25 protein-coding genes and 1 tRNA gene are annotated in these 26575 nt (G+C 59.4%); 18 read left to right on the forward strand and 8 right to left on the reverse strand.

The features are described 5' to 3' along the window. Positions 1-326 precede the first annotated feature (326 nt). From HR9077_RS07355 to HR9077_RS07415, 13 genes are all read left to right on the forward strand, one after another. Positions 327-728 carry a hypothetical protein gene (locus HR9077_RS07355; protein WP_136066364.1) on the forward strand — a complete coding sequence of 134 codons (402 nt, stop codon included), beginning with the start codon at positions 327-329 and terminating at the stop codon, positions 726-728. Beyond that, complete coding sequence (locus tag HR9077_RS07360) at positions 718-1002, forward strand: type II toxin-antitoxin system RelE/ParE family toxin (protein ID WP_136066365.1); 285 nt, start codon at positions 718-720, stop codon at positions 1000-1002. The genes HR9077_RS07355 and HR9077_RS07360 overlap by 11 nt, the downstream gene beginning before the upstream one ends. A gap of 27 nt (positions 1003-1029) precedes the next feature. After that, positions 1030-2097 carry a hypothetical protein gene (locus HR9077_RS07365; protein ID WP_136066366.1) on the forward strand — a complete coding sequence of 356 codons (1068 nt, stop codon included), beginning with the start codon at positions 1030-1032 and terminating at the stop codon, positions 2095-2097. A gap of 85 nt (positions 2098-2182) precedes the next feature. Then, a complete protein-coding gene (locus tag HR9077_RS22455) occupies positions 2183-2419 on the forward strand; it encodes a helix-turn-helix domain-containing protein (protein WP_136066367.1) in 237 nt (78 codons plus the stop codon). Then, positions 2416-3090, forward strand: coding sequence for a hypothetical protein (locus HR9077_RS07375; protein ID WP_136066368.1), 675 nt, complete (start codon positions 2416-2418; stop codon positions 3088-3090). The genes HR9077_RS22455 and HR9077_RS07375 overlap by 4 nt, the downstream gene beginning before the upstream one ends. Beyond that, positions 3071-4330, forward strand: coding sequence for a S49 family peptidase (locus HR9077_RS07380; RefSeq protein WP_136066369.1), 1260 nt, complete (start codon positions 3071-3073; stop codon positions 4328-4330). The genes HR9077_RS07375 and HR9077_RS07380 overlap by 20 nt, the downstream gene beginning before the upstream one ends. A 38-nt stretch (positions 4331-4368) precedes the next feature. Beyond that, positions 4369-5430 carry a DNA repair protein RecN gene (locus tag HR9077_RS07385; protein ID WP_136066370.1) on the forward strand — a complete coding sequence of 354 codons (1062 nt, stop codon included), beginning with the start codon at positions 4369-4371 and terminating at the stop codon, positions 5428-5430. A gap of 377 nt (positions 5431-5807) precedes the next feature. Then, positions 5808-5993 (forward strand): hypothetical protein, encoded by a 186-nt coding sequence (locus tag HR9077_RS07390; protein WP_136066371.1) that lies wholly within the window; start codon positions 5808-5810, stop codon positions 5991-5993. After that, a complete protein-coding gene (locus HR9077_RS07395) occupies positions 5990-6280 on the forward strand; it encodes a hypothetical protein (protein ID WP_136066372.1) in 291 nt (96 codons plus the stop codon). The genes HR9077_RS07390 and HR9077_RS07395 overlap by 4 nt, the downstream gene beginning before the upstream one ends. After that, positions 6277-9204 (forward strand): DUF927 domain-containing protein, encoded by a 2928-nt coding sequence (locus HR9077_RS07400; protein WP_136066373.1) that lies wholly within the window; start codon positions 6277-6279, stop codon positions 9202-9204. The genes HR9077_RS07395 and HR9077_RS07400 overlap by 4 nt, the downstream gene beginning before the upstream one ends. Beyond that, positions 9201-9425, forward strand: a complete 225-nt coding sequence (locus HR9077_RS07405) for a hypothetical protein (protein ID WP_136066374.1) — start codon at positions 9201-9203, stop codon at positions 9423-9425. The genes HR9077_RS07400 and HR9077_RS07405 overlap by 4 nt, the downstream gene beginning before the upstream one ends. Positions 9426-9486: 61 nt before the next feature. Beyond that, positions 9487-10110, forward strand: coding sequence for a hypothetical protein (locus tag HR9077_RS07410; RefSeq protein ID WP_136066375.1), 624 nt, complete (start codon positions 9487-9489; stop codon positions 10108-10110). Between the two features lie 7 nt (positions 10111-10117). Beyond that, entirely contained in the window at positions 10118-11209 is a 1092-nt protein-coding gene (locus tag HR9077_RS07415; RefSeq protein ID WP_136066376.1) for a helix-turn-helix domain-containing protein, read from the forward strand. 90 nt (positions 11210-11299) lie between these two features. On the opposite strand, the gene HR9077_RS07420 is transcribed toward HR9077_RS07415, so the two are convergent. From HR9077_RS07420 to HR9077_RS07430, 3 genes are all read right to left on the reverse strand, one after another. After that, positions 11300-12253, reverse strand: coding sequence for a hypothetical protein (locus tag HR9077_RS07420; protein ID WP_136066377.1), 954 nt, complete (start codon positions 12251-12253; stop codon positions 11300-11302). 392 nt (positions 12254-12645) lie between these two features. Further along, positions 12646-13587 carry an integrase domain-containing protein gene (locus HR9077_RS07425; protein WP_136066378.1) on the reverse strand — a complete coding sequence of 314 codons (942 nt, stop codon included), beginning with the start codon at positions 13585-13587 and terminating at the stop codon, positions 12646-12648. A gap of 1604 nt (positions 13588-15191) precedes the next feature. Further along, positions 15192-15267: transfer RNA gene (locus HR9077_RS07430), tRNA-Thr, on the reverse strand. Between the two features lie 122 nt (positions 15268-15389). Between HR9077_RS07430 and HR9077_RS07435 the strand changes: the two genes are divergently transcribed. Further along, on the forward strand, positions 15390-15701 hold the full coding sequence (locus HR9077_RS07435) for a hypothetical protein (RefSeq protein ID WP_136066379.1): 312 nt from the start codon (positions 15390-15392) through the stop codon (positions 15699-15701). A gap of 85 nt (positions 15702-15786) precedes the next feature. On the opposite strand, the gene HR9077_RS21895 is transcribed toward HR9077_RS07435, so the two are convergent. From HR9077_RS21895 to HR9077_RS07455, 5 genes are all read right to left on the reverse strand, one after another. Then, positions 15787-15945: a hypothetical protein gene (locus HR9077_RS21895; protein ID WP_168380910.1), complete on the reverse strand. Its 159-nt coding sequence runs from the start codon at positions 15943-15945 to the stop codon at positions 15787-15789. A gap of 219 nt (positions 15946-16164) precedes the next feature. Continuing rightward, entirely contained in the window at positions 16165-16902 is a 738-nt protein-coding gene (locus HR9077_RS07440; protein WP_136066380.1) for a Crp/Fnr family transcriptional regulator, read from the reverse strand. A gap of 910 nt (positions 16903-17812) precedes the next feature. After that, the gene (locus tag HR9077_RS07445; RefSeq protein ID WP_136066381.1) at positions 17813-18214 is read right to left on the reverse strand and encodes an ectoine synthase; all 402 of its coding nucleotides are present in this window, start codon (positions 18212-18214) and stop codon (positions 17813-17815) included. A 90-nt stretch (positions 18215-18304) separates the two neighbouring features. Further along, positions 18305-19720 (reverse strand): amidase, encoded by a 1416-nt coding sequence (locus HR9077_RS07450; protein ID WP_136066382.1) that lies wholly within the window; start codon positions 19718-19720, stop codon positions 18305-18307. 355 nt (positions 19721-20075) lie between these two features. Further along, positions 20076-22217, reverse strand: coding sequence for a TonB-dependent siderophore receptor (locus HR9077_RS07455; protein ID WP_136066383.1), 2142 nt, complete (start codon positions 22215-22217; stop codon positions 20076-20078). Positions 22218-22520: 303 nt separating this feature from the next. On the opposite strand from HR9077_RS07455, the gene HR9077_RS07460 reads away from it, so the two are divergent. The 4 genes from HR9077_RS07460 (at position 22521) to HR9077_RS07475 (ending at position 26344) form a co-directional block, all read left to right on the forward strand. Further along, positions 22521-23480 carry an iron-siderophore ABC transporter substrate-binding protein gene (locus HR9077_RS07460; RefSeq protein WP_136066384.1) on the forward strand — a complete coding sequence of 320 codons (960 nt, stop codon included), beginning with the start codon at positions 22521-22523 and terminating at the stop codon, positions 23478-23480. Between the two features lie 79 nt (positions 23481-23559). Beyond that, complete coding sequence (locus HR9077_RS07465; protein WP_244613077.1) at positions 23560-24516, forward strand: FecCD family ABC transporter permease; 957 nt, start codon at positions 23560-23562, stop codon at positions 24514-24516. Continuing rightward, positions 24513-25556 carry a FecCD family ABC transporter permease gene (locus HR9077_RS07470; RefSeq protein ID WP_210725879.1) on the forward strand — a complete coding sequence of 348 codons (1044 nt, stop codon included), beginning with the start codon at positions 24513-24515 and terminating at the stop codon, positions 25554-25556. The genes HR9077_RS07465 and HR9077_RS07470 overlap by 4 nt, the downstream gene beginning before the upstream one ends. Positions 25557-25585: 29 nt before the next feature. Continuing rightward, positions 25586-26344, forward strand: coding sequence for an ABC transporter ATP-binding protein (locus HR9077_RS07475; protein ID WP_210725884.1), 759 nt, complete (start codon positions 25586-25588; stop codon positions 26342-26344). Positions 26345-26575: the final 231 nt, after the last annotated feature.

The following is a 26575-nucleotide window of genomic DNA, read 5'->3' on the forward strand; positions in this document are numbered from 1 at the left end:
TTGTGTCCTTAACATCCACAACCAACTGAATTTTATTAAAAAATCATCAGGACACAAAATTCAATAAGAGCTGACACAAATCGCCAAGACACAACTCGTGTCCGGCTCCACTGGGTTGATCGGCTCTCTCCGACGCGGTGGGATACCCAGCACAAGCCTACGAGTTGCCGCGCCCTGCCCCGCTGCCTTTGGTGACCTAGCAAGGGCCGGGGAGAACACCTACACTTGTTATCTGTTATCCAGTTATCTATTAAATGGGAGCCATGATGGGCACCATGATCGATATAGACCACAGGACTCTGGCACGGCTCGCTGACGAACAGTCCATGCAGAACACCATCATCATCGGGCAGCCTGGGGGCTGGTCCGTCGAAGTCGACTTGAACGGAACTCGTGGTCGTCTGGTATCGAAGCGCGGCAGCCCTCGAATATTCGGGCGATTCGAGACGCTGGCAGGGTATCTCAAGCGAGTCGGTATCGAGCATTTCAGTGTCGACACCGAACACTATGAGCCGGCCCCTGCCCGCAAACGTCCCGATGCTGCCAGCCGCATGGCCCGCACCCACGAAGCTGCCGAACATGACGCCTGGTTTCGCCAGCGGGTGGAAGAGGCGACCGGGGAAGCCGACCAGCCCGATGCCGAGTGGGTGGACAGCGCCACGGTTATGGAGCGAGTGCGTCAGCGGATAAGGAGCAACCACGGGCAGCGGGGCAAGAATGCGCGTTAGATGGCTGGCTCGCGCCCTACGAGATCTTGAGGCAATCGCCGACTACATCGCCGAGGATAATCCCGGTGCCGCGTTGCGCATGGTCGATCGAGTGGAGTCATGTACTGAGGGACTGGCGGACTCTCCCCATCGGGGACGGGCCGGCAGGGTCGATGGAACCCGAGAGCTGGTGGTAACCGGCACGCCCTACCTGGTGATCTATCGAGTCACGACCAGCACTGTGGACGTGCTACGTGTGCTTCACGGTGCGCAACAGTGGCCGCCTGTCGAATAAGAGAGTGGGCATTGCCCTGAAGTGACTATGACCTACCCAAGCTCGATGCGTATACATGGGACTCCCTTCTATCCTCTGACTCATGATTTAGAGGAGGTGCAGGACCACTTATCGGAATTCTTCCTTTATGAAGACTACGCCTACCTTGTCGATCAAGCGCTGTCTCTATTAGCAAGGATTCGGGATGAAGTGCTCCCGGAAACTCCTGTCAGTCCTCTCCAAGATCTGACAGGTATAAATAGACTCACTGTAAAAACGGAGGAACAAGGACTCACCCTAGAAACGACAAAGCAGAGTGACGCTGAGCTGGAAAAGCTGCTTTTCGCCATTCACAGAAATAGCCATATCCGTCTTTTGGTTGAAGCGCGTGGGTATGCAATTCACTCTGCCATACGAAGCCAGATCGGAGGCATTGACCATCTAGCTGATGACATTCTCGTCTATCTTTTCTCCGCGGTTAAGGCGTCACAGACGCTTATGGAGCTCGGAAATTGGATGCATGATGTAGAGGCGGATCTATTTGAAAGGCAGGGTGCCGGGACCCTAGAAGGCGCGGGTGAGCGATTAGCCGATACACGAGAAAATTACCGCGAAGTTTACTCCACTCTCATCAATGAACTCAGGAGTGAAAATTTACGCGGCGAGATTGATACTGCAATTCAATCATCAATATTCTTGAGCGAGGCAAATAATTCAAGGCTTCTCGCCTCCGTCTATCCTTCGCTCGATGAGGCACGGCGTCAGAAAGAGTCTTTTCAGTTACTCCAAGAGTCGAAGCGTGAAGCCTCCGCAAAAGGAGGAAAGAAGCTTCTCCGAGGGCACGAATGGGCATTCCACTTTTTAGCCGACAGCTTGAGCCATCTCGCTTACGATGAATGCGGCGTAAAACGTTCTAAGCGCAGCCTGGTAATCTTGCTGATTGAAGAGATCCTCCCCAAGGAGCTCGAAAAGCAACTGAAGCGACCGAATCCTAAAGGCGCTCCAACAATACCCGCTGAAAAGACACTCTCCGGCAATGGCGCCAAGAAGCCAGGATGGCTAAAGCAGCTCGGTTACGACGAGCTACCAGAAACCAAAGATGCCCGATCCTCATGACCCACCAAGTCACATGGTGGGTAACGTAAATTAGCGATTTCCGGCGAACCTCTAGGTGTCCCAAGGACATTTGGAGAGAACCGGAATGAACCTTACTAGCACTCAAGCACTCCCCTCCCTGGCTGATCTGCTGACCCCTGAAGAAGCGGCTCTGCAACTCGGGGTCTCCTCTCGCACACTCGCCACTTGGCGCAGCACCGGCCGACATGCCCTCCCTTACGTCAAGGTCGGTAGCCGTGTGCGCTATCGCCGCCAAGATCTTAATAGCTGGTTGTATTCACGCATGCACGAGCACACCGGGTGCCCGGTTGGGGGGCAATGATGGGCCTCTCGCCCGTGAGCGCCTTGGCGGGCCTGTTCGAGTCACTGGCTTCCAACGAGCCCTCTCCAGCCCTCGCGCTGGCCTGCCATGACGTGGATACCCTGCTGGAATTTCGAGACGCTCGGGATGCGTTGCGCCCCATCGTTAGCGGCGCCATCCATGCGCTCTGCCACCTGGTGGAGGACACCACCCCTCGCGGCGTTAGGGTACTAGAGCAAGACGCCGACTTACTCGGGCTGGTCTGGCAGGAGCTGACTGTTTTCGATGCGTGGTTGGAAGAACTACTGCGCCTTATGGCTGGCGATTATCGTCCAGAGCTTGGTGGATACCAGCGCCACCTCCTCCCAGTGGATCCCAGTGGCCCGCCCCACCTGCTGCGCCTGCTGAATAGCTTGGCAGCTGCTGATATTGCCGACTCTGGCCAACTGATCCTCCCCTCCGGGTCTGAATTGATCAGCGAAGCAGGCCATACCCGTTGGCGTGTATTGGCCCCCGCCAGCCACCTGATGGGTGCGCTGCTGGCCACGAACCGTATGCATACGACAACCACGCTCCAGCGACTACCCGCCGTCGCGACCTTCATCCGGGAGTGTCATGCCGGCATGGCCTGGTTGGATGCCCTACCCAGCCGAATCAGTAAGGGAGAACTGCATGCCGCAATCAGCGCTTAACTTGCTGGCGAGCCGTAACTGGCTAATCACCACCGATGGCCTCGACACCATAATGGCCGTAGCCGATCGCCAAGGCGACGTGAAGGCACTCGAAGCACGGTTGGGCCGCCCCTTGGACAATACGCGTAGCGTCAGCGTGCGAGACGGCGTGGCCGTGGTGCCGATTACCGGGCCGATCTTTCGCTACGCGAACCTGTTCACCGAGATCAGCGGTGCGGTCAGCACCGAGATGCTGGTCAAGGACATTCAAGCTGCGCTCGACGACCCGAGCATCTCGTCGATCGTGCTTAACATCGACAGCCCTGGCGGCGAAGCCACCGGCATCAATGAGCTGAGCGACCTGATCTATAACGCTCGCGGCCGTAAGCCCATCAAAGCCTATGTCGGTGGCCAGATGGCCAGCGCCCTGTACTGGATCGGTAGTGCCGCAGACGAGGTGATCGCCGACGACACCGCACAGCTGGGCAGCGTCGGAGTTGTGCTTAGCCTGCGCAAGCGCGATGACATGCCCGGCGAAAAGACCTTCGAGATTGTCTCCAGCAACGCGCCGAACAAGCGGCCCGATCCCGAGACCGAAGCCGGCCGCGCCCAGTTGCAGGCACGTACCGACGAACTGGCCAGCGTATTTCTCGACAAGGTGGCTCGCAATCGCGGCATTCCACGCGACCAGGTCAATGATCGGTTCCGCCAAGGCGGTATCGCCACCGGTGCGCTGGCAGTGAAAGCCGGCATGGCCGATCGCCTGGGCTCTTTGGAATCTCTCATTGCCGAACTAGCCGGCAATTCCTCATCAACAAACACTCAGCATAGGACTATTAGCATGACCACCGTTCGCACGACTGATGAGTTTCAAGCCGCCATTGCTGCTGGCGTCGACCCTCGAAAAATTAAGGTAGCTACACAAGTGGATGTGGATACCGAACGTGCCCAAGCCTACAGCCAGGCTAGCCAAGCCGCGGTCCTTCAAGAACGTCGACGCTGCCATGAAATCTGGAACTTGGCAGGAAAAGACCACCGTGACATTGCCATTCAGGCGATCGATAGCGGCATGAGCGTGGAAGCGCTCGGGCTCGAATTATTCCAGGCCCGGCAAGAGAAGGAACAGCGCGATAGCGCTGTCTGTGCCATCAGCGGGCGCTGGCAGAGTGAAGCCAGTCGCACCACCCAACACGACGCGAGTGAGTCACCCCGCCAACCCGCCACGGTGACTGCTATCACCGATCACTTCCGTCGCCGCTGATAGCGACTAATTGTTTCGATAACGAGGAGAGAGCCAACATGCTGGGATTTGGAAAGAGCAAGGCTGAAAAGGATTGGCAGGACTGGATAGCCAAACGCCAGAAGCAGCGAGAGGCGCTAACAGATGTCGTGGTGAAAAGGCAGGCTGCCAAACAGGATCTCGACAAGGCCAAAGGTCACGCCCACTGGGGAAAATTCCCGGTACTAAGGCTTACTGATTTTCCCGTCGACAGCACCCAGCCAACGGAAATCCCATCGCCGACAGCAACCATCGCCAGAGTCGAGCATGGCCTTCGCCAAAACGAGACCTTTCGCAGAGAGGGCCGTCGCTTCTCTTGGAATATTTCTGAGGTCCGGCGCGCTTTGGACGAGTTAAAGGTGCTCGTCAAGGACGTCGATGCTGCCAACGATCGATATACCAAGCTACTGGAACGGAAAGAGCAGCTTCAGGAAGCGCTGGACGAGCTGGAGCAGGCCCCACCCAAGGCTGGGCACGGTGCCCTAGAAGCCTTCGACGGAGAAATCCAAGCGCTTGAAACATCCCTAGAGCGTGTGGACCAAGCCTTGGAAACCATGGGCGACGAGTCGAGCCTTCTGGAGAGCGCCCGGACCGACGTTCAAAACGCACAGACACGAGTCGATGAGCTGGAAGCCGCCGCCGCGCTTGGCGATACGGACGACAATGAACAGGCGGCAGCTAGTACCGCACTGAAGAAAGCCCAAGCTCAGGTTGAAAAGGCCAAGGCACAAGCCGGCCGGCAGGAGGCCGCCCGAAGAGGGTTGCAGCGTAAGCGTGCTTCACTCGCCGAGCGCCTCGAAGAACTGGGTCAAATGCATGCCGACATCGCTCGGGAGGTGTTTTCCGCCGACTTGGAAAGCCAGGAACAGCGACTGGTGGCGATTCTAGCTAGCAGGGACATCCGAGAGTTGGTGGAAGCAATTAACTCGATACGCAAGCAGTACAACCAAGCCGTTCATTTCGGAGAAAGCCGACAGCCTGCCAACTCTCCTTTTGAGCCCTTAAGCATCACGATCGAGCTCAAGCACCTGTTGAAGCATCCCGAACACCGGGCACTGAGCCAGACCGGTATCAAGTATTAAGGCGCCTCTATTCAGAAACACAAAACCCCTTCGGCGGGGCAACGCCGAAGGGGTTTAGACAAACTTGCGCTAACTTCGGAATTTACCTTATGCCAACCCCCGCTCTCTCGCAAGTGCTGCCTCTTGCAGTCCGGCTGTTGGGCGGCTATCGTAGCTCTGCCGCTGCCAATTCAGCGGCCGGGATTGACAGCCCGAACTATCCGAGGCGCACAAGCGCCGCCATTCAGCACGGCGCTTTTTTCATGCCGTTATGGCGGCTGTGCGTGGGAGGCTTCGGCCTGCCGGGTTCCTTGGATACCGGTCTGTCAACCCGCGTACAGTCGCCCCCATTGATTGACAGCGATGCGGGCGACTCCAATATCCAAGGAGTCATACCCATGGCATCACTACGCCTGTTCCCTACCCGCGATCCGTCTGCTCGTGCCGCCGCTCATCGGGCCATGGCCCGTGCCGCGCTGTTCTCCAACTCAAGCACCGCCGTTCGTCTGAAGCGCTACAACGCCCATATGACCAAGGCTCGCCGCCTGGAAGCCCGCTGCAATGGGCAGGAGGTGGCGTCATGAACCACGCCGTTTCAGGTTTCGAGCTCCTTGGCCGCCACGTGCGGGAATCCTCCAACTCGATCGAGACAATCGCCAAGCTCGTGGAAGAGGACCTGTGGCGCCGCGATAGCGACGACGAAACACCCTTCCTCACCCCCGGCAGCACCTGCCAGTTGATGACAGCGATTCGCGAGCTGAGCGACCGCGTGTCCAGCCTGACCGATGAGATGGTGCAACTCGGCGAAGCTCGCCGTCCCTCAATGCGAACCGTACAGGCGGTACGCCCAGCCCAAGGGAGCGCCACATGAGTCGTAACGAACGCACCTATGCCGACCTCACCACTCGCTTCGAAGAGGGCAACCGTGCCGCGCTTGCCGCCATCGATCGGGTGTTGGCGCACTGGCTACCCGGCGGCAAGACACAAAAGCGCGAATATGTAGTCAAGAACCCCACCCGCCAGGACGCACATGCGGGATCATTCTCCGTGAACCTGGATCGCGGTGGCTGGTATGACTTCGCCACCGGCGATAAGGGTGGCGATCTGGTGGCTCTGATCGCTTACTTGGAGGGCTGCGAGCAGTTGGAAGCGTTGAAGCACCTGGAGAGCTTCCTAGGGATCGACCCCGAGCGTGCCGGCCCCGGTGCAGCGCACGTCGCCCCGCCACCGACTCGTTCCATCAAGCCAGCCAAAGTGGATAACTGGGCTCCAGTAACGCCGATCCCGGAGAATGCTCTGGCTGCAATGCCGGCGGCGCACCCCAAGCATGGCCAGCCCTGGAAGCGTTGGAACTATCGCGATGCCGATGGGCACCTGATGATGGCCGTGGAGCGCTACAACCTTCCCAAACAGCCGGGAGAAACAAAACAGCGCAAGGTGTTCTCACCGCTGACCTGGTGGCGTCATGCCGGCAGCGGCGATGGCAAATGGCAGCGCAAGGGGCTACCCGAGCCACGCCCCTTGCTGAACCTGGACAAGCTGGCCGCCGACCCTAAAGCGCCCGTAGTGGTCTGTGAAGGTGAGAAGAGCGCTGATGCTGCCGCCGAGTTGATGCCCGAGCATGTGGCTACCTGCTGGCCCAACGGCACCAACTCCGCCAGCAAAGCCGACTGGTCACCCCTTAAGGGACGCCATGTAGTGCTGTGGCCTGATAACGACGCGGCTGGCATTCAGTGCATGGAGAAGCTCGCCGGGGATCTGCACGCCCTTGGGGTGGCCTCCGTCCGTCTGGTGAATCTTTCGCCCTTCGACCGCGTGGCCGACTGGGATGGTGATAAGCCCGCCTTCCGCGAGGGTGGCGAGTGGCACGAGAAGGATGATGCCGCCGATCTTCTGGGGCGAGCCTGGACGCCACTGCACCTGACTGCCCTGGCCAGTGAGGGTGGGCTGTTTCGCGACCCACCGGCTCCACCAAAGGGAAAGGCTGATAAGGGCAGCAAGGCCGGGAAGCGACAGCCAGGCGCCCAGCACACACCCGGTTTCACGGTGAAGGACGGTGGCGTTTACGCCATTCCCGAAGATGGCGATCCGCGCCGGGTTTGCGATCGCCTCGATATCATCGCTCAGACTCGCGACGAACGCGGCCACAACTGGGGCCTGCTGTTGGAGTTCAAGGACCCTGATGGTGTGGCGAAGCGCTGGAACATTCCTGCCGAGACGCTGATCAGCGAGGGAGCCAAGGACGCCATTTCACCGTTGCTATCCATGGGGCTGAAGCTGGACCCCAAGCGCCCGGCCCGCAACACGAAAAACGACTTGATCAGCTACTTGCAGGGCTTCGCCGGAAAGGAACGCGCCCGCCTGGTGGATCGCCTTGGCTGGCACGGTGACGCCTATCTGCTGCCGGCCGGCGCGATCGGCAAGACTCCCGAGGTGCTGGAGTTCACCAACCATGGGGCGGAGCTGCCGAGCATCGAGGAAGCCGGCACCCTCAAGGACTGGCAAACTCATATCGGCGCCCTGTGCCCCGGCAATGATCGGCTCACGCTGTGTGTCTGCGTAGCCTTGGCCGGCCCGCTGCTCCAATTGCTGGGCTTGGAGTCGGGAGGCTTCCACCTGTATGGCGAGAGTTCCGGCGGCAAAACGACACACCTGCAAGCCGCTGTTTCGGTCTACGGCTCCCCCAAGCTCGTGCGTAGCTGGCGCTCGACGGACAATGCCCTGGAGTCCATCGCCGCCGCCCACTCGGACGGCCTGCTGGCACTAGACGAAATCGGCATGTGCAGTCCCCGCATCATCGGCGAAACCGTGTACATGCTGGGCAATGGCGCCGGCAAGGCCCGCGCCAACGACCGAGGCAACGGCAAGCCGGTTCGGCGCTGGCGCCTGCTGTTCGTTTCCACCGGTGAGAAGACGCTGGAGCAGCACATGGACGAGGCTGGCCAGATGCATCGCGCCGGCATGGATGTGCGCATGCTGGGAGTTCCAGCGGATGCCGGGGGAGGCATGGGATTGTTCCAGGAGCTTCATGGTTTCGCTGGCCCCGCCGACCTCTCCGATCATCTCAAGGCCAGTGTCGCCAAATACTACGGCACGCCCCTGGTCCACCTACTGGAACAGCTCACCCAACGCGACAACTTAGCGCGTCTGGTGAAGGGTTACCCGAGCGCCTTGGCCAACTTCGAGAAGGAGACCCTGCCACCCAACGCCAGCGGCCAGGCCCACCGGGCCGCCGCTCGCTTCACCCTGGTGGCCATGGCTGGCGAGATGGCGACGAGTTGGGGGGTCACCGGCTGGCAGCCCTATACCGCATGGAGCGCCGCTAAGGCCTGCTTCGTGGCATGGCTTTCCGAGCGTGGCGGTGCCGGCGACCAGGAAGAGAGCAAAGTACTCGAAGCGCTGAGCCATCTGATCGAAACACACGGAGAGGCACGCTTCACCCGGTTGAACGCGGACTACCAGTTTGACCAGCACGCGCCCCGCACCCTCAACAAGCTGGGTTACCGTCGCACGGAGACTTTCGGCAGCGGTGCGAGCCTCCGAGTCGTCACTACCTACTTCATCCCCCCTGCTACCTGGAGCAAAGAGGTCTGGGGGAAACCGGGTATGCCCTCAGTCCGTCAGGCCAACAAGGTACTCAAGGCTCGGGACGTGCTGAAGCTCGATCACGAGGGCAAGACGTCAATCAAGGTGCCCGGTATTAAGGGCGGGTCTGCCCGCTATTACGTGTTCACCGACGAATCGCTGTACCAAGCGCGGAACGCCGCCAACGACGAGCAGGAGGAAGCCGCATGAAACCCCAGAACGATGACCAGCTGATCATGTGCGAGTCCCTCGACAACGTCGAGCGCGCCACGCTCCTGTTGGAGCCCATCCGATACCGACAGACAACAGGTGGGCTGAGCCTGCATGAGCAGGCTCAGCTGGAGGCGGCGCACGATATCCTTATGCAGGTGGTTGAGAGGCTTGAGGAAGCCAGGGGCGGATGGCGACTCGATAATGCCGATGCTGGTTGACAGATACACGGATAAGCCATATTTTATGGTTGACAAATCCTCGTATCTGCCAGGAAGCCTCATGAAAACAAAGCATCCATCAGATTTTTTCTCAGAGCTTAGCGAAAAACGGTTGGCAACTGTTGCTGAGCTATTGCTTGACGTTCGCTTCAATACGATGCAAGAAATGAATTCCCCGCACGATGACTCATATACGCGGGAATGCACAGTATTTGGCCGGACAAGGAATGCTCTAGTTGAGCTCTGTCAAAGCGATAAGCATGACTGGCTAAAGTTAGCCTCTCCTGGGATGGATGTCACTTTCCGTATTGGCAATGTGCCCTGCCGTTTTTTCAGAGACGATCCTGAATCTCCCGAAAAGCGGGGCTTCTTTCGCAGGAACCAAGTCGATGACCTTTTTTCAGAAGAAGATAGCGAACCAGTCATGTGGAGGTTCGTTATTGAGAAAGCGATGACTGAAGAAGATGAGGATCGCGCTTTCTTTATAGGTCACAATGTCTACCAAGAGAAAGTTTGTCAGTGGTCATATGGTCCTTCTGGGCCCATCCTCCACTCTGTTGACAATGAAATTCCGCCTACTGCAGAACTACCGTCACCAGAAGTCGGAGTTCGAGAGGATGAGGAGCAGGAAGAGAACTTCCAAGATCGCGATTCTCCAAAGCTCAGCGATACTCAGAACGAGTGAACCAAAAATGGAATTCGTTTTCGATGGATCATCTATGAGGCTAGCCCGCGTATATAGCGGGCTTTCTCTCGAAGAAGTTTCAGCGCGAGTAGGAAAAACTCGCCAGTATTTACATAAGCTTGAATCGGGCCAGAGCAAGCCCACAGAGCAATTAATGGTTAATCTGGCCGACTCATTAAATGTGGAGGTAGAATTTTTTAAACCCAAAAGTGGCCGACTCAACGAAGATCAATTCCATTTTAGGAAGCTTTTTACCACAAAAGCTACCATAAGACAGGTTGCCATTGCTCGCGGCGAGATGGTTAACGCTTTAATCTGTCTGTTAGATAGAAAACTTAAGCTGCCAAGGGTCAATATACCAAGCATCTCCGACATCCAAAGCTATGACAGCATTGAACGTGTCGCTGAGGCCTGCCGGAAAGAATGGGGACTAGGATCTTCACCTATTGGTAACATGACTCGTCTCGCTGAGAGTCTCGGCACAGTTGTCACTAATTTCAATGGCATCTCAAAAGAGATCGACGCACTTTCTGTAGCTGTTGAAAGACCTTTCATCGTAAGAAACACAGCAAAAGAAAGTGTTTGCAGGCAACGGTTTGACATTGCCCACGAGCTTGGCCATTTGGTCATGCATGAAGGTGTTATAACTGGGGACCGTGTAACAGAAAGCCAAGCTAACCGGTTTGCAAGTGCACTACTGCTGCCAAGAACCATGATGGTCAAGCTATTCCCCAGACCAAACGGGGAAAGGCTGGATTGGAAAGGCATGAGAGAATTCAAGCAAACATGGAAGGTAAGCAAGGCGGCTATATTATACAGAGCCAAGCAGCTTGACCTTATTACAGAAGCACAATATAAAAGAGGCGTAATTACATTAAGGAAGCACGGAGAGGCTCACGGAGAAAAAGATGACTATCTTATCTCCAAAGAGCCTCCAGAGATCCTTGACAAATCTCTAAGTGTCCTTTTGGAATATAAAGGAATTGACCTCAACGGCATTGCTTCCGAGCTTTTTGTAAAGCCTAAATTTATCCAAGAATTAACCGGCTTCGAAATTCCGTCACCCCATAAAAAGCCGGACCTACGCTTAGTCCAATGAGCGCAACACTTACACATAACAAGCCCTGCATCGCTGCAGGGCTTTCTTTTCCGCAACAAATAACGCCAAATATTTACCCCTCAGTCAGCCTTAGAAATCAAGCCCAAACTTATGGCGTGTATCAATAGGTGTTCTTACGTACTCAGCCTCACTAGCACCCAGAATGGCTACAAGTAGACGACAAACCAGACCTTCCATCTGTAACTCCACATGAGGCGCATCAACCCCCCTATTATTTCCCCCATAGATTGAGAACCCCAGGGGCTCATCAAAAAACAGTCCTTCATGAAAAGTATTGTTTCTAACTTCAGCTAGCTCGGGATTAGAGCCATTATCATATTTAGCCCACTCAGGGGTCTCTATGCCAACCGTTTCACACATCCACTGCACACGACTAGCATGAGAACGAGCAGGATTTTTTGCCCCTTCGCTAATAAAAATTCTATAGCAAGTATCTAAGGCTATATAAAGATAATTAAATCTTTCAAAAGGGAGACTCCTCGGATATTGGGCTAAGAATAGCGCATGGATCACAGACGCCACTCTTTTAAGCGAGCGCGGATTACTACGCTTACGATCCAGATAAGCTAATGAAAGATCAATGGCTTTAGCTAAATCATGCTGAGTAAGCACAAAATCAACCATCGTTCCAGGCTTAACTGGAGTAGCATCTAAGTAGCCGGCTTCTGTAGTCGTCATCCTCATGCCTGAAAAGAACGAAAAACTCCAAACTGCAAACTCAATTGCACTTTTATCTTTATCACCAAAAACAGTCATCATGTGAGTTTTTGGTAGACCAAAAACCCGTGGCGCATAAGGAAGATCGCGAACACTCCCAGTTGCAATATCGAACTGTTGTTCAGCCTCCGGATAATACCATCCGTTATAAACATTTGAACTGTTAACGACTTGAGACACAACAGAAGCATGATCATCTAATGTTTCAATTTCAAACCTGTCACCCCTAACATCAAGTAGCCTTGGATAGAACCCGAAGTCACCACTTATAGCCTCACCCCTATCAAGCCTATCACTAGAAAACATCATGCCTCCCAAATAAAATAAACCGCTCTTTTAAGAATAGAAAACATTTTCCTGCCTATACCATATGCGACCTGGAGATGGCCAACTCCAAAGAGCTCTCGCCTAAGTGCCAAGCCTAAAAGCAAGTTACAGTATATAGTCAGGCTTGGGCGGTTTCCCTTGCCGCCCTGAAAATCGCCACAGAAGGCTGATTGCATACCAGTAATCTCTAGCAGTGATAGGGCTATATCGCTTCGCTTCTAGGAACTGGTAGACGTGACGCTTGCCAATCTGAGCTGGTGGGCAGCCGCACCACCGAACGAACTCTTCGATTCTGCGCAGCTGTCGCCGGCGATGGGTCTTCCCGCCTTTAGCGCTATGGAGATGGAGGGCATGGCGAATGTCCGGCGGAATCATCTAGCACCACCGATATAGTTCACAACGATGGCAATGCGGGAATGGCCCAGTTCCTGCGCCACGGCCAGCCGAGCAGCCCGATCGGCGGACCGCGAAGCGGCCCCGCCCATCATTGGGGGTAGGTGCCCGGTGATAGCTTGGTAACGCTCCATGGCATAAGCCGAGCGGAGTTCATGAATCCGGCTGATGCCATGCTCCTGGAGCATTTCCCTTGTCTGCCGTAAGCCGCCGTCCTCCCACTTCGCCCAGGTCTGCCCGGTCGGTACCAGACTGCGGGCACTGCCTTGGACGCGGCTCGCATAGGCAAGGGTCGCCAACTGACGCTCTGATGTGATGGGCAGTGTCCGGATTCTGCCGCCCTTGGTGCCGTGAGCGATCGTCACGCGCCCGGTATCGCGTGCCTCCTGGAGGGCCTTATGGGCATTGAGCAGGGAGGCTTCCTTTGCCCTGAGCCCCAGATCCCGGGCCAGTTCAACGATTGCCGCCCCGTTGGCCATCCCGGCACTGCGCAGATCATCACTCACCACGGTCACAGCCTGCCGGTCGAGCCCATCGGGGATGGCTGTCCGCACGTTTACCCGATGGGCGATGCCGGCATCCTTTGTCGGGCTCACGGACTGCCATTCCCCTCGCGTGGCGTGGCCCATGACGGTATTGATGGCACTGACCAGGTTCTGACCGTAAGCCGCGGACAGTTCCCCGGCGGCCACCCTGGTGGCGATCGCCTGGCCATAGCTGGCCACCAGCTGCGCCGTGACGTACTCCAGACGCTTGACGCCCTCTGCCTTGGCAAATGCTGCGAACGCCTGCCAGCGCTGCCCCACGGCTGCCGCCGTGGCATATCCCATCTGTCCCTCCCGGGCCACGGCGTTGACGGCGAACCTGCCTGCCTTGCCGAGATCCCGCGTGCGTAACCCGTAGTTGTTCGCCTTGGCCATGTTCTTTCCTCGATGTGTTGCTGGTGATCCCCCGTTGCCCCTGTCTTGGCGGTAAGTGATACGCGCATCTGAGGTGCGCGCAGACCTGGAGGAGGCGTTGTTTTATCGCAGACATTTCCCTACTGCGGACTGGATCGCTTGTGATGTGACGGTGACTCATGCGGGTGCTATGGCGTGGGGCTCACGCACGCCGGCAGCGATCGCTGCCAGCTCCGGCTTAGGCCAAGGCCCAGCCCTAGCGAGGGGCTGCCCGAGTCGCTGTCACGTATCGACGCCCAGGGCGTCGTTTCGAGGAGCGGCATTGCGCCGTGGTAGAGCATTCGTCGGTTTTCGTCCGACGATGGATGGCCAGAAATCCGCGTGGTTTAGCGGCTGGCTGGCCAGTGGGACCCCGCGTCTCCTCGGAACGAGGAGACGCGGGTGGGGGATGCCATCGCATGCACTGGGTGGCATGGACTGGACGCAACTGCGCCCGGCATTGGCGGTGATCTGACGGTGACGTGCCGGAAGCGCAAAAGCGCCCAGGCATGCGGAGGCAGTGCACGCAATGGCATCGGTTCATCGCCGTGAGGCGTGGAACTGGAGTATCCGCCCAGGGCGGAGGGGAGGAATGCACCGGGTTGTGGCCGCAGGTCGCGGGCAAACGTCGGACATAGTGCTGTCGCCTGCTCAAGGGCAGCAACGGCAGTCAGGTCATCCGCGATCCCTGAGAAGGGTGAGACGGAGCGGGCACGGGGGCCGTTGAATACTGTTTTGGTTTCGAGGCCAGTTACCTCGCCGCTAGGCGGAACTGCAAGGACCACGTTGGTAACGGGGCTGGTACCCCCGCCGCTTCTAGCGGGCTACGAGATCAAATTAGCATCTCGGACGATGGAAGGCCAGATACGAACCGCTGCTCAAGGAATAACCCCAGCGCCCAGCGATATAAAGCCGAGTCACAGCGTGAGGGCTGTAAAACACTGGTGCTCAATTTCGTGTCGTGTCGCGATTTTTCTCAATAGCTTGGCGTTCGATAGACCATGCCGTTTTCTCGGACACAACTTGTGTCTTCGTCAATCGTGTCAAGCGCGATAGCTTTTTGTGTCAAATATAAAATTACCAATAAATCAGTTGCTTACGATAACTAGGACACAAAGACACGAAGGACACGACGAAACCACAGCAACCCGACTTCACCTCGCCCAGGCCCTGAAGGTGGGCCACCCAAATCGCGCTGGGGCATGCTGCAATTCCACGAGCTACCGACAGAGGTTCAGCCGCTATGAGGCTCTCCAACGGTAATGGGTATATAGGGGCTGCTGATCGCTCAGTGTCGGCCTGCAGCTTCATGGAGATCCTGGCCGAGGATACGACTCTGCTGGCCAGACTAGACCATGCAACTCTCGACCACGGATTCGCTTGGGTCCTCCTGGCAGGCCCACCCGGAATACGGGGTCGCAGAACCGCGGAATTCGTGCAGCTGTGAAAACGCTATGGCTTCCTTACTTTTTGGTTGGGCCATTTCCTATACCCGGCATATACCCAGCGATTTACAGGCACAAAAAAGCCGCCCTCAATAGCGGCCTCTATCCCTTTCAAGATACTGATTATAAAGGATTTTATATTGGTGCCGGCGAGTGGATTCGAACCACCGACCTACGCATTACGAATGCGTTGCTCTGCCAACTGAGCTACGCCGGCTCATGGAAAATCTTACCCATTAGCCGATAGGCCAGGCAAGCTCCTCGGTTGATGCTTGTCAAGTCTGCCGCCAGCTTCTAAAGCTTTAGACATGCCATCCGAAACGACAAGGGAGCAAGACCATGTCAATGACGACAGCCCAACGGATCCGTCCTTTTCTGGCCGTACTGATGATCGGCCTGGCTGCACCGGCATTTGCTGAAGAAGAGGCCGCCCGGCAGGCGTCCGACGAAGCCGGCCAGAGCCCGGGCGAGGCCCGGCAGCATGCCTCCCAGGCCGAAGAGCAACAAAAGCGGCCCGAAGGCAAGGTCAAGCCGCAGGAGGCGCAGAAAGGCCAGGATTCTTCATTGAGCCACGATACCGACGAGGGGAGCCTCGACCAGGAGAGTGGCTCCGACGCCATGATGCAGCCCGATGGCTACAGCGGCGGTTGAGCCCGCTGACTGGCGTGACTGCGAGCCGGGCCAGGAAGATGCCTTGGCCCGGGTTTCACAATCGTTCTCGTAGCCGGCCGGGCGATTACTCGTTTTCCTGACGCAACTGCCTGGCAAGGTTACGCAGATAGTCGGCCGAGACACTCGACATCCCCGCTTCCTTCATGGCCTTGGCCAGACGGAGATAGGCCTCGGCATCATTGAGGGCGAGCCGCGCCTCCTCGGTTTCAAGCTCTGTCGTCACGCTTGCGGTCTCCTTGTGCGGCCCTGTCGAAAGTGCGCTGTTCGGCAACGCGCGTGCAAAAGATGCCATAATTTTGTCTCGCCTCAAATGGCCGACGGCGCGCTACATTAGCACGCCGATGATGCCCAAGTGTGGACGAACGACACTATAGCAGCGCGAGACGAGCCCCGCCGGGTGGTCACGAGCGTCATCTGCCTGTTACAGCTGGCCGCACTGAAATTAGCCACGCAACAGCGGATTGATCGCTTCACTGCAGTGCTCGGGGACGAAACCCGCCAGCGCCGAGAGTCGCTCGAAATCGAGTATCCGGATAGCGTTGCGCCGCTTGTGAATCAATCCATCCTCGGCCAGGTCGGTCAATGTACGGCTGACATGCACCTCGGTGAGCCCGAGCATCAGGCTGAACAGGCGTTGTGTCAGGGGGAGCGTGAAACTGCTCCCATCGGTCGCGTGGATACGCTCCAGCCGGTAATAGATCTCCAGCGCGAAGTGCGCAATGCGCGACTTGGCGTCGTGACTCAGCACATTGACCAGGCGCTCGGTGATGACCGCCTGCTGATGCGACGCCGAGGCGTGCATCGCCAGCCCCAGCGTGCTGGAGCGCTGGCACGCCTCGCGTAGACCTTGCGCGGGAAACGGACAGACGATGCCGTCCGTGAGCATCTCGACCCCGGTGTAATGGGCGTTGAACGTCACCTCACGAATGCCGACCAGGTCGCCGGGCAGGAATATTTCGAGAACCTGGCGGCCCCCTCCCTTGCTGCAGTGAAAGGAGTAGGCCCAGCCTCGTTTCAGGGTGTACAAGACCTCAGGTACATCGCCCGCCTTCCACAACTGACTGCGCCGGGCGACCTCCCTGGGCGCTTGCTCGAGCTCTTCCAGCAGTTGTAGATCGTCCTCGCCAAGCTCGATGTGCTGGCGAAGGTTTCTCTTGATGCAGCCCTCTTCCGTATCCATGGAAACATCCTTGTGTGAGCGTTCACACCATAGCTGCGAACCACATCGAGGGGCCTTCCTGGCCGCACTCTTGAGGTTGAAATATAGGTTTGCGGAAAGATACAGGTAACCTGCCGAGCCTCTCCAAAGCGGCTTTCACGCAATCGGCCACTCCACGCTTGGCGAGGAAATAGCGCGGCAGCGTCCTCGTCGGCTTTCCGCCCACGGCAGAGTTCCGAAAAGCGTAGTTCCACCAGCGCTCCAGAACAAATGCATATCGCCCCAGGATGACGGCTCGACCGTCGAGCCGGCTTCCCTCCTTCCTGCGTTCACAAAAAAAGCCCGACCGAGTGGTCGGGCTTTCCTAGCGCTGCATTTCCTTGCCGCTACAGCGAGCATCCTGCTCGCACATCCTTGGCACTTGAGCTATCCGTCGCTCGGCCTTCCCTGGTGCGAGCCTTCCTGGCTCGACGCCGCCTACGGTCTCAAAGAGGGCGGGACACGTATTTAACTCAGGTTATGAGAAATGAAAAAACGGCATTATCCAGGCAAAAAAGCGCCCCGTAGGGGGTACGGGGCAAACAAGCAGGGATGATCGTCAGACTCGGCAGCCGAAGCTACCTTCCGGCGATTCCCTGATCACGACATGCGGGTGCCATGCCCGGAGGGTCGATGCCAGATAGGTCTGTCCAGGCAGATCAGGCCGCCGAAAACGGAAGCGGCGACGAAAAGCGCCCCGCATGGAAGCGGGGCGCTGGAAGATATCGATCATCGGCTTGCGGCACTTTCGCGACAAAGCTTCGTCGCTCGCCATCCCTGCCGATCGGTGAGCCTCCATGGCCTTCAGCTTCCGTGCTGCGGAATCGTCCTGATCCCTGATCACGTTTTCAGCGTAGTCGCCGTAGGGCGCATTTCAAGCCGGCGTGCCTCGTCAGTGCTTGAGCAGCGTGCCGTCATCGTCGTAGAGCGGGTAACTGCCCTGCTCGTCGTGATCCTCGGGCCCCACCAAGGACGGGGTAAAGACGCACAGCACCGTCATGCCCTTCTCACTGCTCAGGATATGCTTCTGGTGCTTGTCCAGCGCATACAGAACACCCGGCTTGAGCTGCCACTTGCCGCCCTCGGTCAGGTCCTCGATCTCGCCTTCACCCTCGATGCAGATCACCGACTCCCGGTGGTTCTTGTACCACATGTGCAGCGACTGGCCGGGCTTGATGACGGTTTCGTGCACCGAGTGCCCCATGCCGTCGGCCCGCAGCGTGTACCGCCGGCTGATGAACTTCTCTTCATCGACCTGGCTGTTCTCGGCATCCTGGTGATCGCGAACAATCATACTGTGCTCCTTGCGTGGGTGACCGGGACGATGACGTTACGGTGGCACCCCGCGTCCCGGGAACGAGTGCGCCAACCCGCGATGAAGGGCTCAACTGTACTGAGCCGGATCGGGCACCGTCGGAAAGCGTGCCGGATACGCCTCCAGGAAAGCATGGCAGGCACGCAGTACGCGGATGTCATCGTACTTGCCTCCCGCCAGTTGGAAGCCCACGGGCAAGCCCGAATCGGTGAAGCCGCAGGGCACCGAAGCCGCCGGCTGCTGACTGAGATTGAATGGATAGGAAAACGGCGCCCACTCTTCCCAGTCCCTCATGCCACTGCCCGGCGGCACCTCATGGTTGATCTCGAAGGGCTCGATGGGCAGCGTCGGGGTCATCAGCAGATGGTAGCTCTGGTTGAAGTGCTCGAGGCGTTCGGCAAGACGCGCCCGGTCGGCCTGGGCGCGAAACAACGCCAGCGCACTCCAGTTCTCGGCATGACGCGCGTTGGCCACCAGCCCGGGGTCAAGCAACTGACGCTGACGCTCGTCACACTGCGACCAGACTTCCAGCGATGCGGTAAACCAGTGCTTCCGATAAGTGTCGATGGGCGAGGTGAAACCGGGATGGACCTCCTCGACCTCGGCACCCAGCGATTCCAGCTTTTGTGCCGCCTCGCGGACCCGTGCAGCAATCTCGGGGGCGACTTCGGCATAACCGAGATCCGGCGAGTAGGCGATGCGCAGCCCGCGCAGGTCGCAGTCCAGATCCACGGCCCAGTCCTCGGGCTGGCCGCGCACCGCATAAGGGTCTCGGTAATCGTAGCGACCGATCACGTTGAGCATGCTCGCCGCATCGCGGACCGTGCGCGTCAGCGGGCCGATATGCGACAACGTCGGCTCCTTGGCCGGCGGCCACTGCGGGGTCCAGCCGAAGGTCGGCTTGAAGCCGAAGACACCGCAGAACCCCGCCGGGATGCGGATCGACCCACCGGAATCGCCCCCCTGGTGCAGGACGCCCATATTGAGTGCCGCGGCCACCGCGGCGCCCCCGGACGAACCACCCGACGTCAGCCGGGTGTCCCATGGGTTGCAGGTGGCGCCGAAGACCCGGTTGTCGGTCACTCCCTTCCAGCCGAATTCCGGCGTATTGGTCTTGCCCAGTATTACGGCGCCCGCTTCACGCAGCATGCGCGCCGGCGGCGCGTCATCCTCGCACAGGGCCCCGGATGCGGTCAGCGAACCTTCGCGGGCCGGCATCCCGGCAACCTCGGTCAGATCCTTGAGCGAGACCGGCACCCCATCGATGGGGCTCAGCGGCTTGCCCTGCCCCCAGCGCCGAGCGGACGCGCGGGCCGCCTTCTCGGCGCCTTCGCGATCGACATACACATAGGCTTTGACGGTGTCGTTAAAGCGTTCGATACGTTCCAGCGCCGCGCGGGTCGCTTCTAGCGGCGATGCCTTCCCGGCTTCGTAGAGTTCGACAAGTTTGGCGGCATCCAAGGTGCCCAGATCGGTATCACTCACGTTTCCCTCCCTGAATCTCGTGATCGAATATGGCGATTTGGTATCGAGACTCAGGCTAGGCCGATTCGTTCCGGCTGTGCAAAAAAACAGGCAGCACCGCATCCAACGACATAGCGAAACGGGCTAATGCAGATCGTGGGCTTCGACACCAGGCTGGTTTAGATGGCACCGCTGGCGACTCACCGCGAGATTGGCCAGGCGATAGCGAAACGCCCCGATCCGGGTCGGGGCGTTTTGCGGTCGTTGCCTTGCTTTGTCGGAGGCCCCGACCGGCATCGCCCCCAGCGGAAGTGGTAGTCGCTGCGTCCCGGGGCGTAAGGCCGGCATTTCGGACTTCGGCGCGATTGAATCAGCCTTACCAGCGATAGCTAACCTTGGCCACGACTTCGCGGCCCTGGTTGTAGTAGTTCGCCGTGCCGGAACCGACCACGTGCTGCTCGTCGAGCAGGTTGCTGACGTTGACGGTCAGATCGGTGTTCTGGATGAACTGGTAGCTGAACGCCGCATCATAAATCGTGGTCGCGTCGCTCTTGGCCGAGTTCTCGGCATCGAAGTAATAGGAACCGGTATAGCGGGCGCCAAGACCCACGCTCATATCCATGTCCGGCAGGGTATAGTAGGTCCAGAGCGACGCCGTATGTTTCGGTGTTTCGGTGAATTCGTTGCCTTCGATTGAGGTTCCATCCCGAAGCGTGCCGCGTTCCACATCCGAATCCATGTAGGAATAGCCACCGATCAGGCTCAGGTTATCGGTCAGTTCGGCCTTGACTTCAAGGTCCAGGCCACGCACGCGGGATTCGCCGATGGTTTCCCGATCGATACCCGTCCCGTCATCCCGCGCGACCGCAATGGACACATTGTCCTTGGTCAGGTCATAGACCGCCGCGGAGAACAGCGCATTCATGCCGAAGGGCGCATATTTCACACCCAGTTCGTACTGCTCGCCGCGCTCGGGCTCAGTGCCGATCGATGGCGGTGCGATCGATTCCACATAGCTGACATAGGTGGAAACCTCGTCGGTGACCTTATAGGTCAGCGCGCCACGGACCGAGGTTTCCGAGAAGTCGTCGGAAGTATCGGTGTTTGCGAGGAGGTCTTTCTCGGAGAGATCCAGGTCATCGTTGCGCACACCCGCCGTGACGATAAAGCGGTCGTGGAACGACAAATTCTGCGTCACGAAGAGCGACCGGGTCTTGTAGTCCTGCTCGGTATCCTCGTAGGCAGCCAGGCTGCTCGGGGGACCGCTGTAAACGGGGTCCGAGACATCGATCGACTCTGCCGGCGCGTATACCGATGTACCTTCACTGGATGCATCGCGATATTCGACGCCCGCCAGTGTACTGCTGTCGATAGAGCCGAGACTGGCATCGTATTGCAGGATGGCGTTGCCGATCAGCTCACTCGCTTCATTGTCTCCGCCGATATAGCTACGGCCGACCTCCGTGCCGGTTCGTGCCACAGAGTCGGTGATGTAAACGTAACCGTAGTCGTCGGTCAGGTCGCTGTAGCGCAGGTTGCCCCGCAAGGTCAGTCCGTTATCGAAGTCATGGGTGAGTAGCCCGGTAACGCTGGTACGCTCGACATCCTGGTAGTTGAAATCAGGCTCGCCGAAGAAGTCGTCGCGGTCGTATTCCCGGTCGAAGGGATAGCCGCCGCTGTTGGGGGTGTTGTCATGGTTCAGGTAATCGAAGATCACCGTCGCCGAGGTATAGTCCGTCGGCTCCCAGGTCAGCCCGCCCATGATGAATTCATCATCATCCTTGGAATGATCGTATTCGCGATCGCTATCCTTGATCTTGCCGGTGAAGCGATAGGCCAGCGTCTCGCTGGCGTTCAGGGTGTCGCCCACGTCGAGCCCGACCTCTTTATGGTCGAATGAACCATAGCCCACGTAGCCTTCGCCAAACGACTCGAATCGGGGCCGCTTGCTCACGAAGTTGACCGAACCGCCCGGGTCCGCCGGGCCGAACAGGGTGGAGTTTGCACCCCGCAGCACCTCGACGCGTTCGAAAGCGTAGGGTTCCTCGCGCACACCACGCATCGAGCCCAGCGTCAGCCCGTCACGGTAGGTCGTGGCCTGGAAGCCGCGAATCTTGAAGTAGTCGTTACGGTCGTCGGTGGCGTAGTACTCGGTGACGACCCCGGGCGTGTATTGCAGGACTTCCTCGGTGGTATTGGCGTCGCGCTGCTCGATTTCCTTTTCGGTAATGACCGATACGGAGGCGGGTGTATCGAGGATGCTGGTCGCGACCTTGCCGCCCACCCACAGCTCCTGGGCGACCGTCGAGTTGGCATCGTCATCGGCGTAGGCCTGGGCGTTGACGATGATGGGGGCGAGGCGGTACGCCTCCTGATCGTCATTGCCGCCGCCTCCCTCCTGCGCGCTCCCGATCGCGGGAACAGTCACCAGCGTCGTGCCGCATAGAAAGGCCGTGGTGGCCCGTTGCCGCCGTAGCCGATTTGCGCTGCGCCGGACGGCGCTATCGCTACCAGTCATGTTGAAGACCCCTTGTATTGAAGACCCCGAGTGATTAACCAGCGTCCCCTTATGATTTTCCGTTGAAGGCCTCGGGATTATCCGAGGGTGGCACCTCCCAGTCAATAATGATAATGTTTTTCATAATCATTTGGTTTTAAAGGCTGCATCTGCTGACATCACGCAATCGCCACCCGGCATGAACCCGAACGTTGCGCCCCCGCCACTCGGTGGGCCCATCACTATCGAACAATGAAGCTTTTGGAGGGGACGATGGCTGGATTCCGTAGGAGGGCATGGCTTCGTAAAGGCGGGGCTATCTGCATGGCGCTTCTGGCGGCGTGCAGCCTCGCTGTGGCGCAGGCCGGTGCACAACGGTATCCGATCGAGATCCACCACGCCCTGGGGACCACCGTGATTCCCGAAAAACCCGAGCGGGTGGCCAGCGTTGCCTGGGCGAACCACGAAGTGGCGCTCGCGCTCGGCATCGTGCCCGTCGGCTTTGCCGCCGCGAATTTTGGCGATGACGACGACGACGGCCTGCTCCCCTGGGTCGCGACACGACTCGAGGAGCTCGGCGCGGGATCGCCCAAGCTGTTCGACGAAGGGGATGGGATCGACTTCGAGGCGGTGGCGGCCAGCGCGCCGGACGTTATTCTCGCGGCCTATTCCGGTCTCAGCCGCTCGGACTACGATACCCTGAGCAAGATCGCCCCCGTCGTCGCCTATCCCCAAGCTCCCTGGGCGACCGGCTGGCGCGAGATGATTCGGCTCGACAGCGCGGGGATGGGGATGGCCAGGGAGGGCGAGGCGCTAATCACGCGGATCGACGAGCGGATTGCCGCAACGGCCGCCGCGCATCCCGCGCTTGCTGGCAAGACGGCGCTGTTCGTCACCCACCTCGACCCCACGAATCTCAGTCGTATCTCGTTCTACACCGACAATGACGCGAGGGTGCGATTCTTCCACGACCTCGGCCTGGCATCGCCCCGATTCGTGAAGGAAGTCTCGGCCGCAGGCAAGTTCTCGGGCGAGATCAGCTCCGAGCGAATCGACGAACTGGCGGATGTGGACATCCTCGTTACCTATGGCGGGCAGCCCCTGGTCGACCGACTGTCCGCCCATCCGCTCACCTCCCGATTGCCTGCGGTCGAGCACGGTTCGCTTGTCCTGCTTGACGATAGCCCGCTCGGCACCGCCGCCAATCCCACACCGATGTCGATACCCTGGGTGCTCGATGACTACGCCGATCTGCTCTCGGACGCCGCGCGCAAGTCGGAATGAGCGTGGCCGGACCCATGGTCCCGCCCATTCCATCGCACATTCCGGGGCGCGCAAGCGGCTCGTCGGAGGCGTGGCACTGATGCTCCTGCTCGTCGTGGCGGTAGTACTTTCCGCGACCTTTGGCGCACGCGATGTCGGGTGGCCGGAGATCGCCGCGGCGTTGGGCGGGCGGGCCGAGACCATCGGGGAGGCAGCCGTGACCAGCCGACTCCCGCGCACACTGCTGGCGGTTCTCGCGGGAGCGGCTCTCGGCCTGTCGGGAGGCGTGATGCAGGGCCTCACGCGAAACCCGCTCGCCGATCCGGGCCTGCTGGGCGTGAATGCCGGGGCGACACTCGCCGTTGTCGTCGGCCTGGCATGGTTCGGGATCGAAGATGCCAGCCTCTATATCTGGACTGCCATCCTGGGCGCCGGACTGAGCGCGGTCGCGGTCTACGCCATCGCGAGCCTTGGCCGAGGCGGAGCCTCACCGCTGCGCCTCGCGCTCGCGGGCGCGGTGACGACTGCCGCACTGAGCTCCCTGACCACAGCGGTCGTGTTGCCGCGCGGCGATATCGCCGGGCTCGTGCAATCCTGGATAGTCGGCGGGGTCGGCGGCGCCACCAGCGACCAGATCGTGCCGGTCCTGCCGTTTCTCATCACGGGCCTTGTCGTCACCCTCCTCTCGGCCCGCAAGCTCAACCTGCTCGCGCTTGGGGACGATACAGCGACCGGGCTTGGCGAGAACGTGGCATTGGCGCGGGCCATGGCAGCGGCCGGCGCCGTGCTGCTATGTGGCGCGACGACCGCCGTGTGCGGCCCCATCGGGTTCGTCGGGCTCGTCGTACCGCATGCCTGCCGGCTGCTCGTGGGTAGCGATTACCGCTGGCTCCTGCCCGCCTCCGCGCTTGGGGGCGCCGTGCTCCTGACGTTCGCGGATGTGTTCGGGCGGATCGTGGCGCGACCGGCAGAGCTGGAAGTCGGCATCGTCACCGCCTTTATCGGTGCTCCCGTCTTCATCTGGATCGTGCGCCGCCGGAAGGTAGGGGCGCTGTGACCGACCCGTCATCTTGCGTCATCGCCAGGCTCGCCCGGATCCGCCGGGAACGCGCGACACGGCGCTGGCGTGTTCTGGCTATCCTGCTGGCCTGCCTGCTGGCGGGGGCGGCGCTGACATTGATGCTGGGACAGTCGTCTACCGCCCTGGTGACGGTGCTCCGCGTGCTCGGCGGCGCGGATGTACCCGGGGCCGGATTCATCGTCCGTGAATTGCGCCTGCCGCGGGCGGTGATATCGATCCTCACGGGGGTTTGCTTCGGCCTCGGAGGCGTCGCCTTTCAAACGATGCTGCGCAATCCGCTCGCCAGCCCCGACATCATAGGCATCAGCACGGGGGCGAGCGCTGCCGCGGTCTTCGCCATCGTGGTGTTGGCGATGAGCGGTCCGGCCGTTTCCATCGTTGCGGTCGTCGCGGGGCTGAGCGTCGCGCTCTTGATCTATCTCCTCTCCTGGCGGCACGGTGTAACCGGCGCGCGGCTCATCCTCGTCGGGATCGGCCTTGCCGCGATGTTGCAGAGCTTCACCGCCTATCTGCTTACGCGTGCGCCGAGCTGGACCCTTCAGGAGGCGCTGCGCTGGATGACCGGCAGCGTGAACGGGGTCCAGCTCGAACAGGCACTGCCGTTATTCGTCGCCCTGCTGTTTTTTGGTGGACTGCTCTTCAGTCGCAGCCGCGATCTCGAAGCCCTGCGATTGGGTGACGACACGGCTGCCGGGCTTGGTGTTCGGCTGACGGCGACTCGCGTAAGCATCATCGTCTCCGCGGTCGGGCTCATCTCCTTCGCCACGGCGGTTGCGGGACCGATCGCTTTTGTAGCCTTCCTCGCCGGCCCGATCGCGGCGCGCCTGGCGGGCCGGAACGGATCGCTGCTCGCCCCCTCGGCCATCGTTGGAGCCCTGCTCGTCCTCCTGAGCGATTACGCGGGCCAGTTTCTGCTGCCCGCGCGCTACCCGGTAGGGATCGTCACCGGCGTGCTCGGCGCTCCCTATCTCGTTTACCTCCTCATTCGCGACAACAAGAGCGGAGATGCCCTGTGAGCGACCCCCTGCTTGTCATTCATGACCTCATGGCGGGCTACGGTGAAGGCACCGTACTGGAAGCGATCAATCTGACCATACCCCCGGGACGAAACACCGCTATCGTGGGGGCAAATGCCTGCGGTAAATCGACCCTGCTGCGTACGCTCTCGCGGCTTCTCGCACCCGAGCGCGGCAAGGTCTTGCTCGACGGCCACTCCATCCACCGGCTTCCCGCACGCCGCCTTGCGCAACAGTTGGGCCTTCTGCCGCAATCGCCCATCGCCCCCGAAGGGATCACCGTGCTTGATCTCGTCAGCCGAGGCCGCCATCCACACCAGGGACCATTCGCGCGCTGGAGTGCGGCCGACGAGGCCGCCGTAGCCGAGGCGCTGGAGGCTACAGCCACCACGGACCTCGCCGGGCGGACCGTGGAAGCGCTGTCGGGTGGACAGCGTCAACGCGTCTGGATCGCCATGGCGCTTGCACAGCAGACGAACATTCTGCTGCTCGACGAACCCACGACCTTTCTCGACATCAACCACCAGATCGAGGTGCTTGACCTTCTGACCGACCTCAATCGTGAACGTGGCACGACCATCGTGATGGTCCTGCACGACCTCAACCTGGCCGCACGCTACGCCGATGTGCTGGTAGCCATGGCCAAAGGGCGGGTCTACGGGCTTGGGGCCCCGGAAGAGGTGCTGACCGAACAGATGGTGCAAGAGGTCTTCGGCCTCGAGAGCCGAATCATGGAAGATCCAGTCACGGGCAAACCGATGATGATCCCGCTCGGGCGCCATGTGTGACCCTGTCATTCGAAAACGATGCCCTCGAACAGGGCGGCTCGGATCACCTGAAAGACGCGGTCGAATTGAACCCATTGGCAGGCGTGGACACAATGTTGATACCCTGGAATTCCCCCAAAAAAGTGGACACGCGCCATTAGTGCAAACCCTCAAATTCCAGCGGCGTCCTGTAACCAAGGCTGCTGTGGAGCCGTTGGGTGTTATAAAAGCCGTCAATATAGCGATTTATAT

This window comes from Modicisalibacter radicis (assembly GCF_900961225.1).
Taxonomy (GTDB): domain Bacteria; phylum Pseudomonadota; class Gammaproteobacteria; order Pseudomonadales; family Halomonadaceae; genus Modicisalibacter.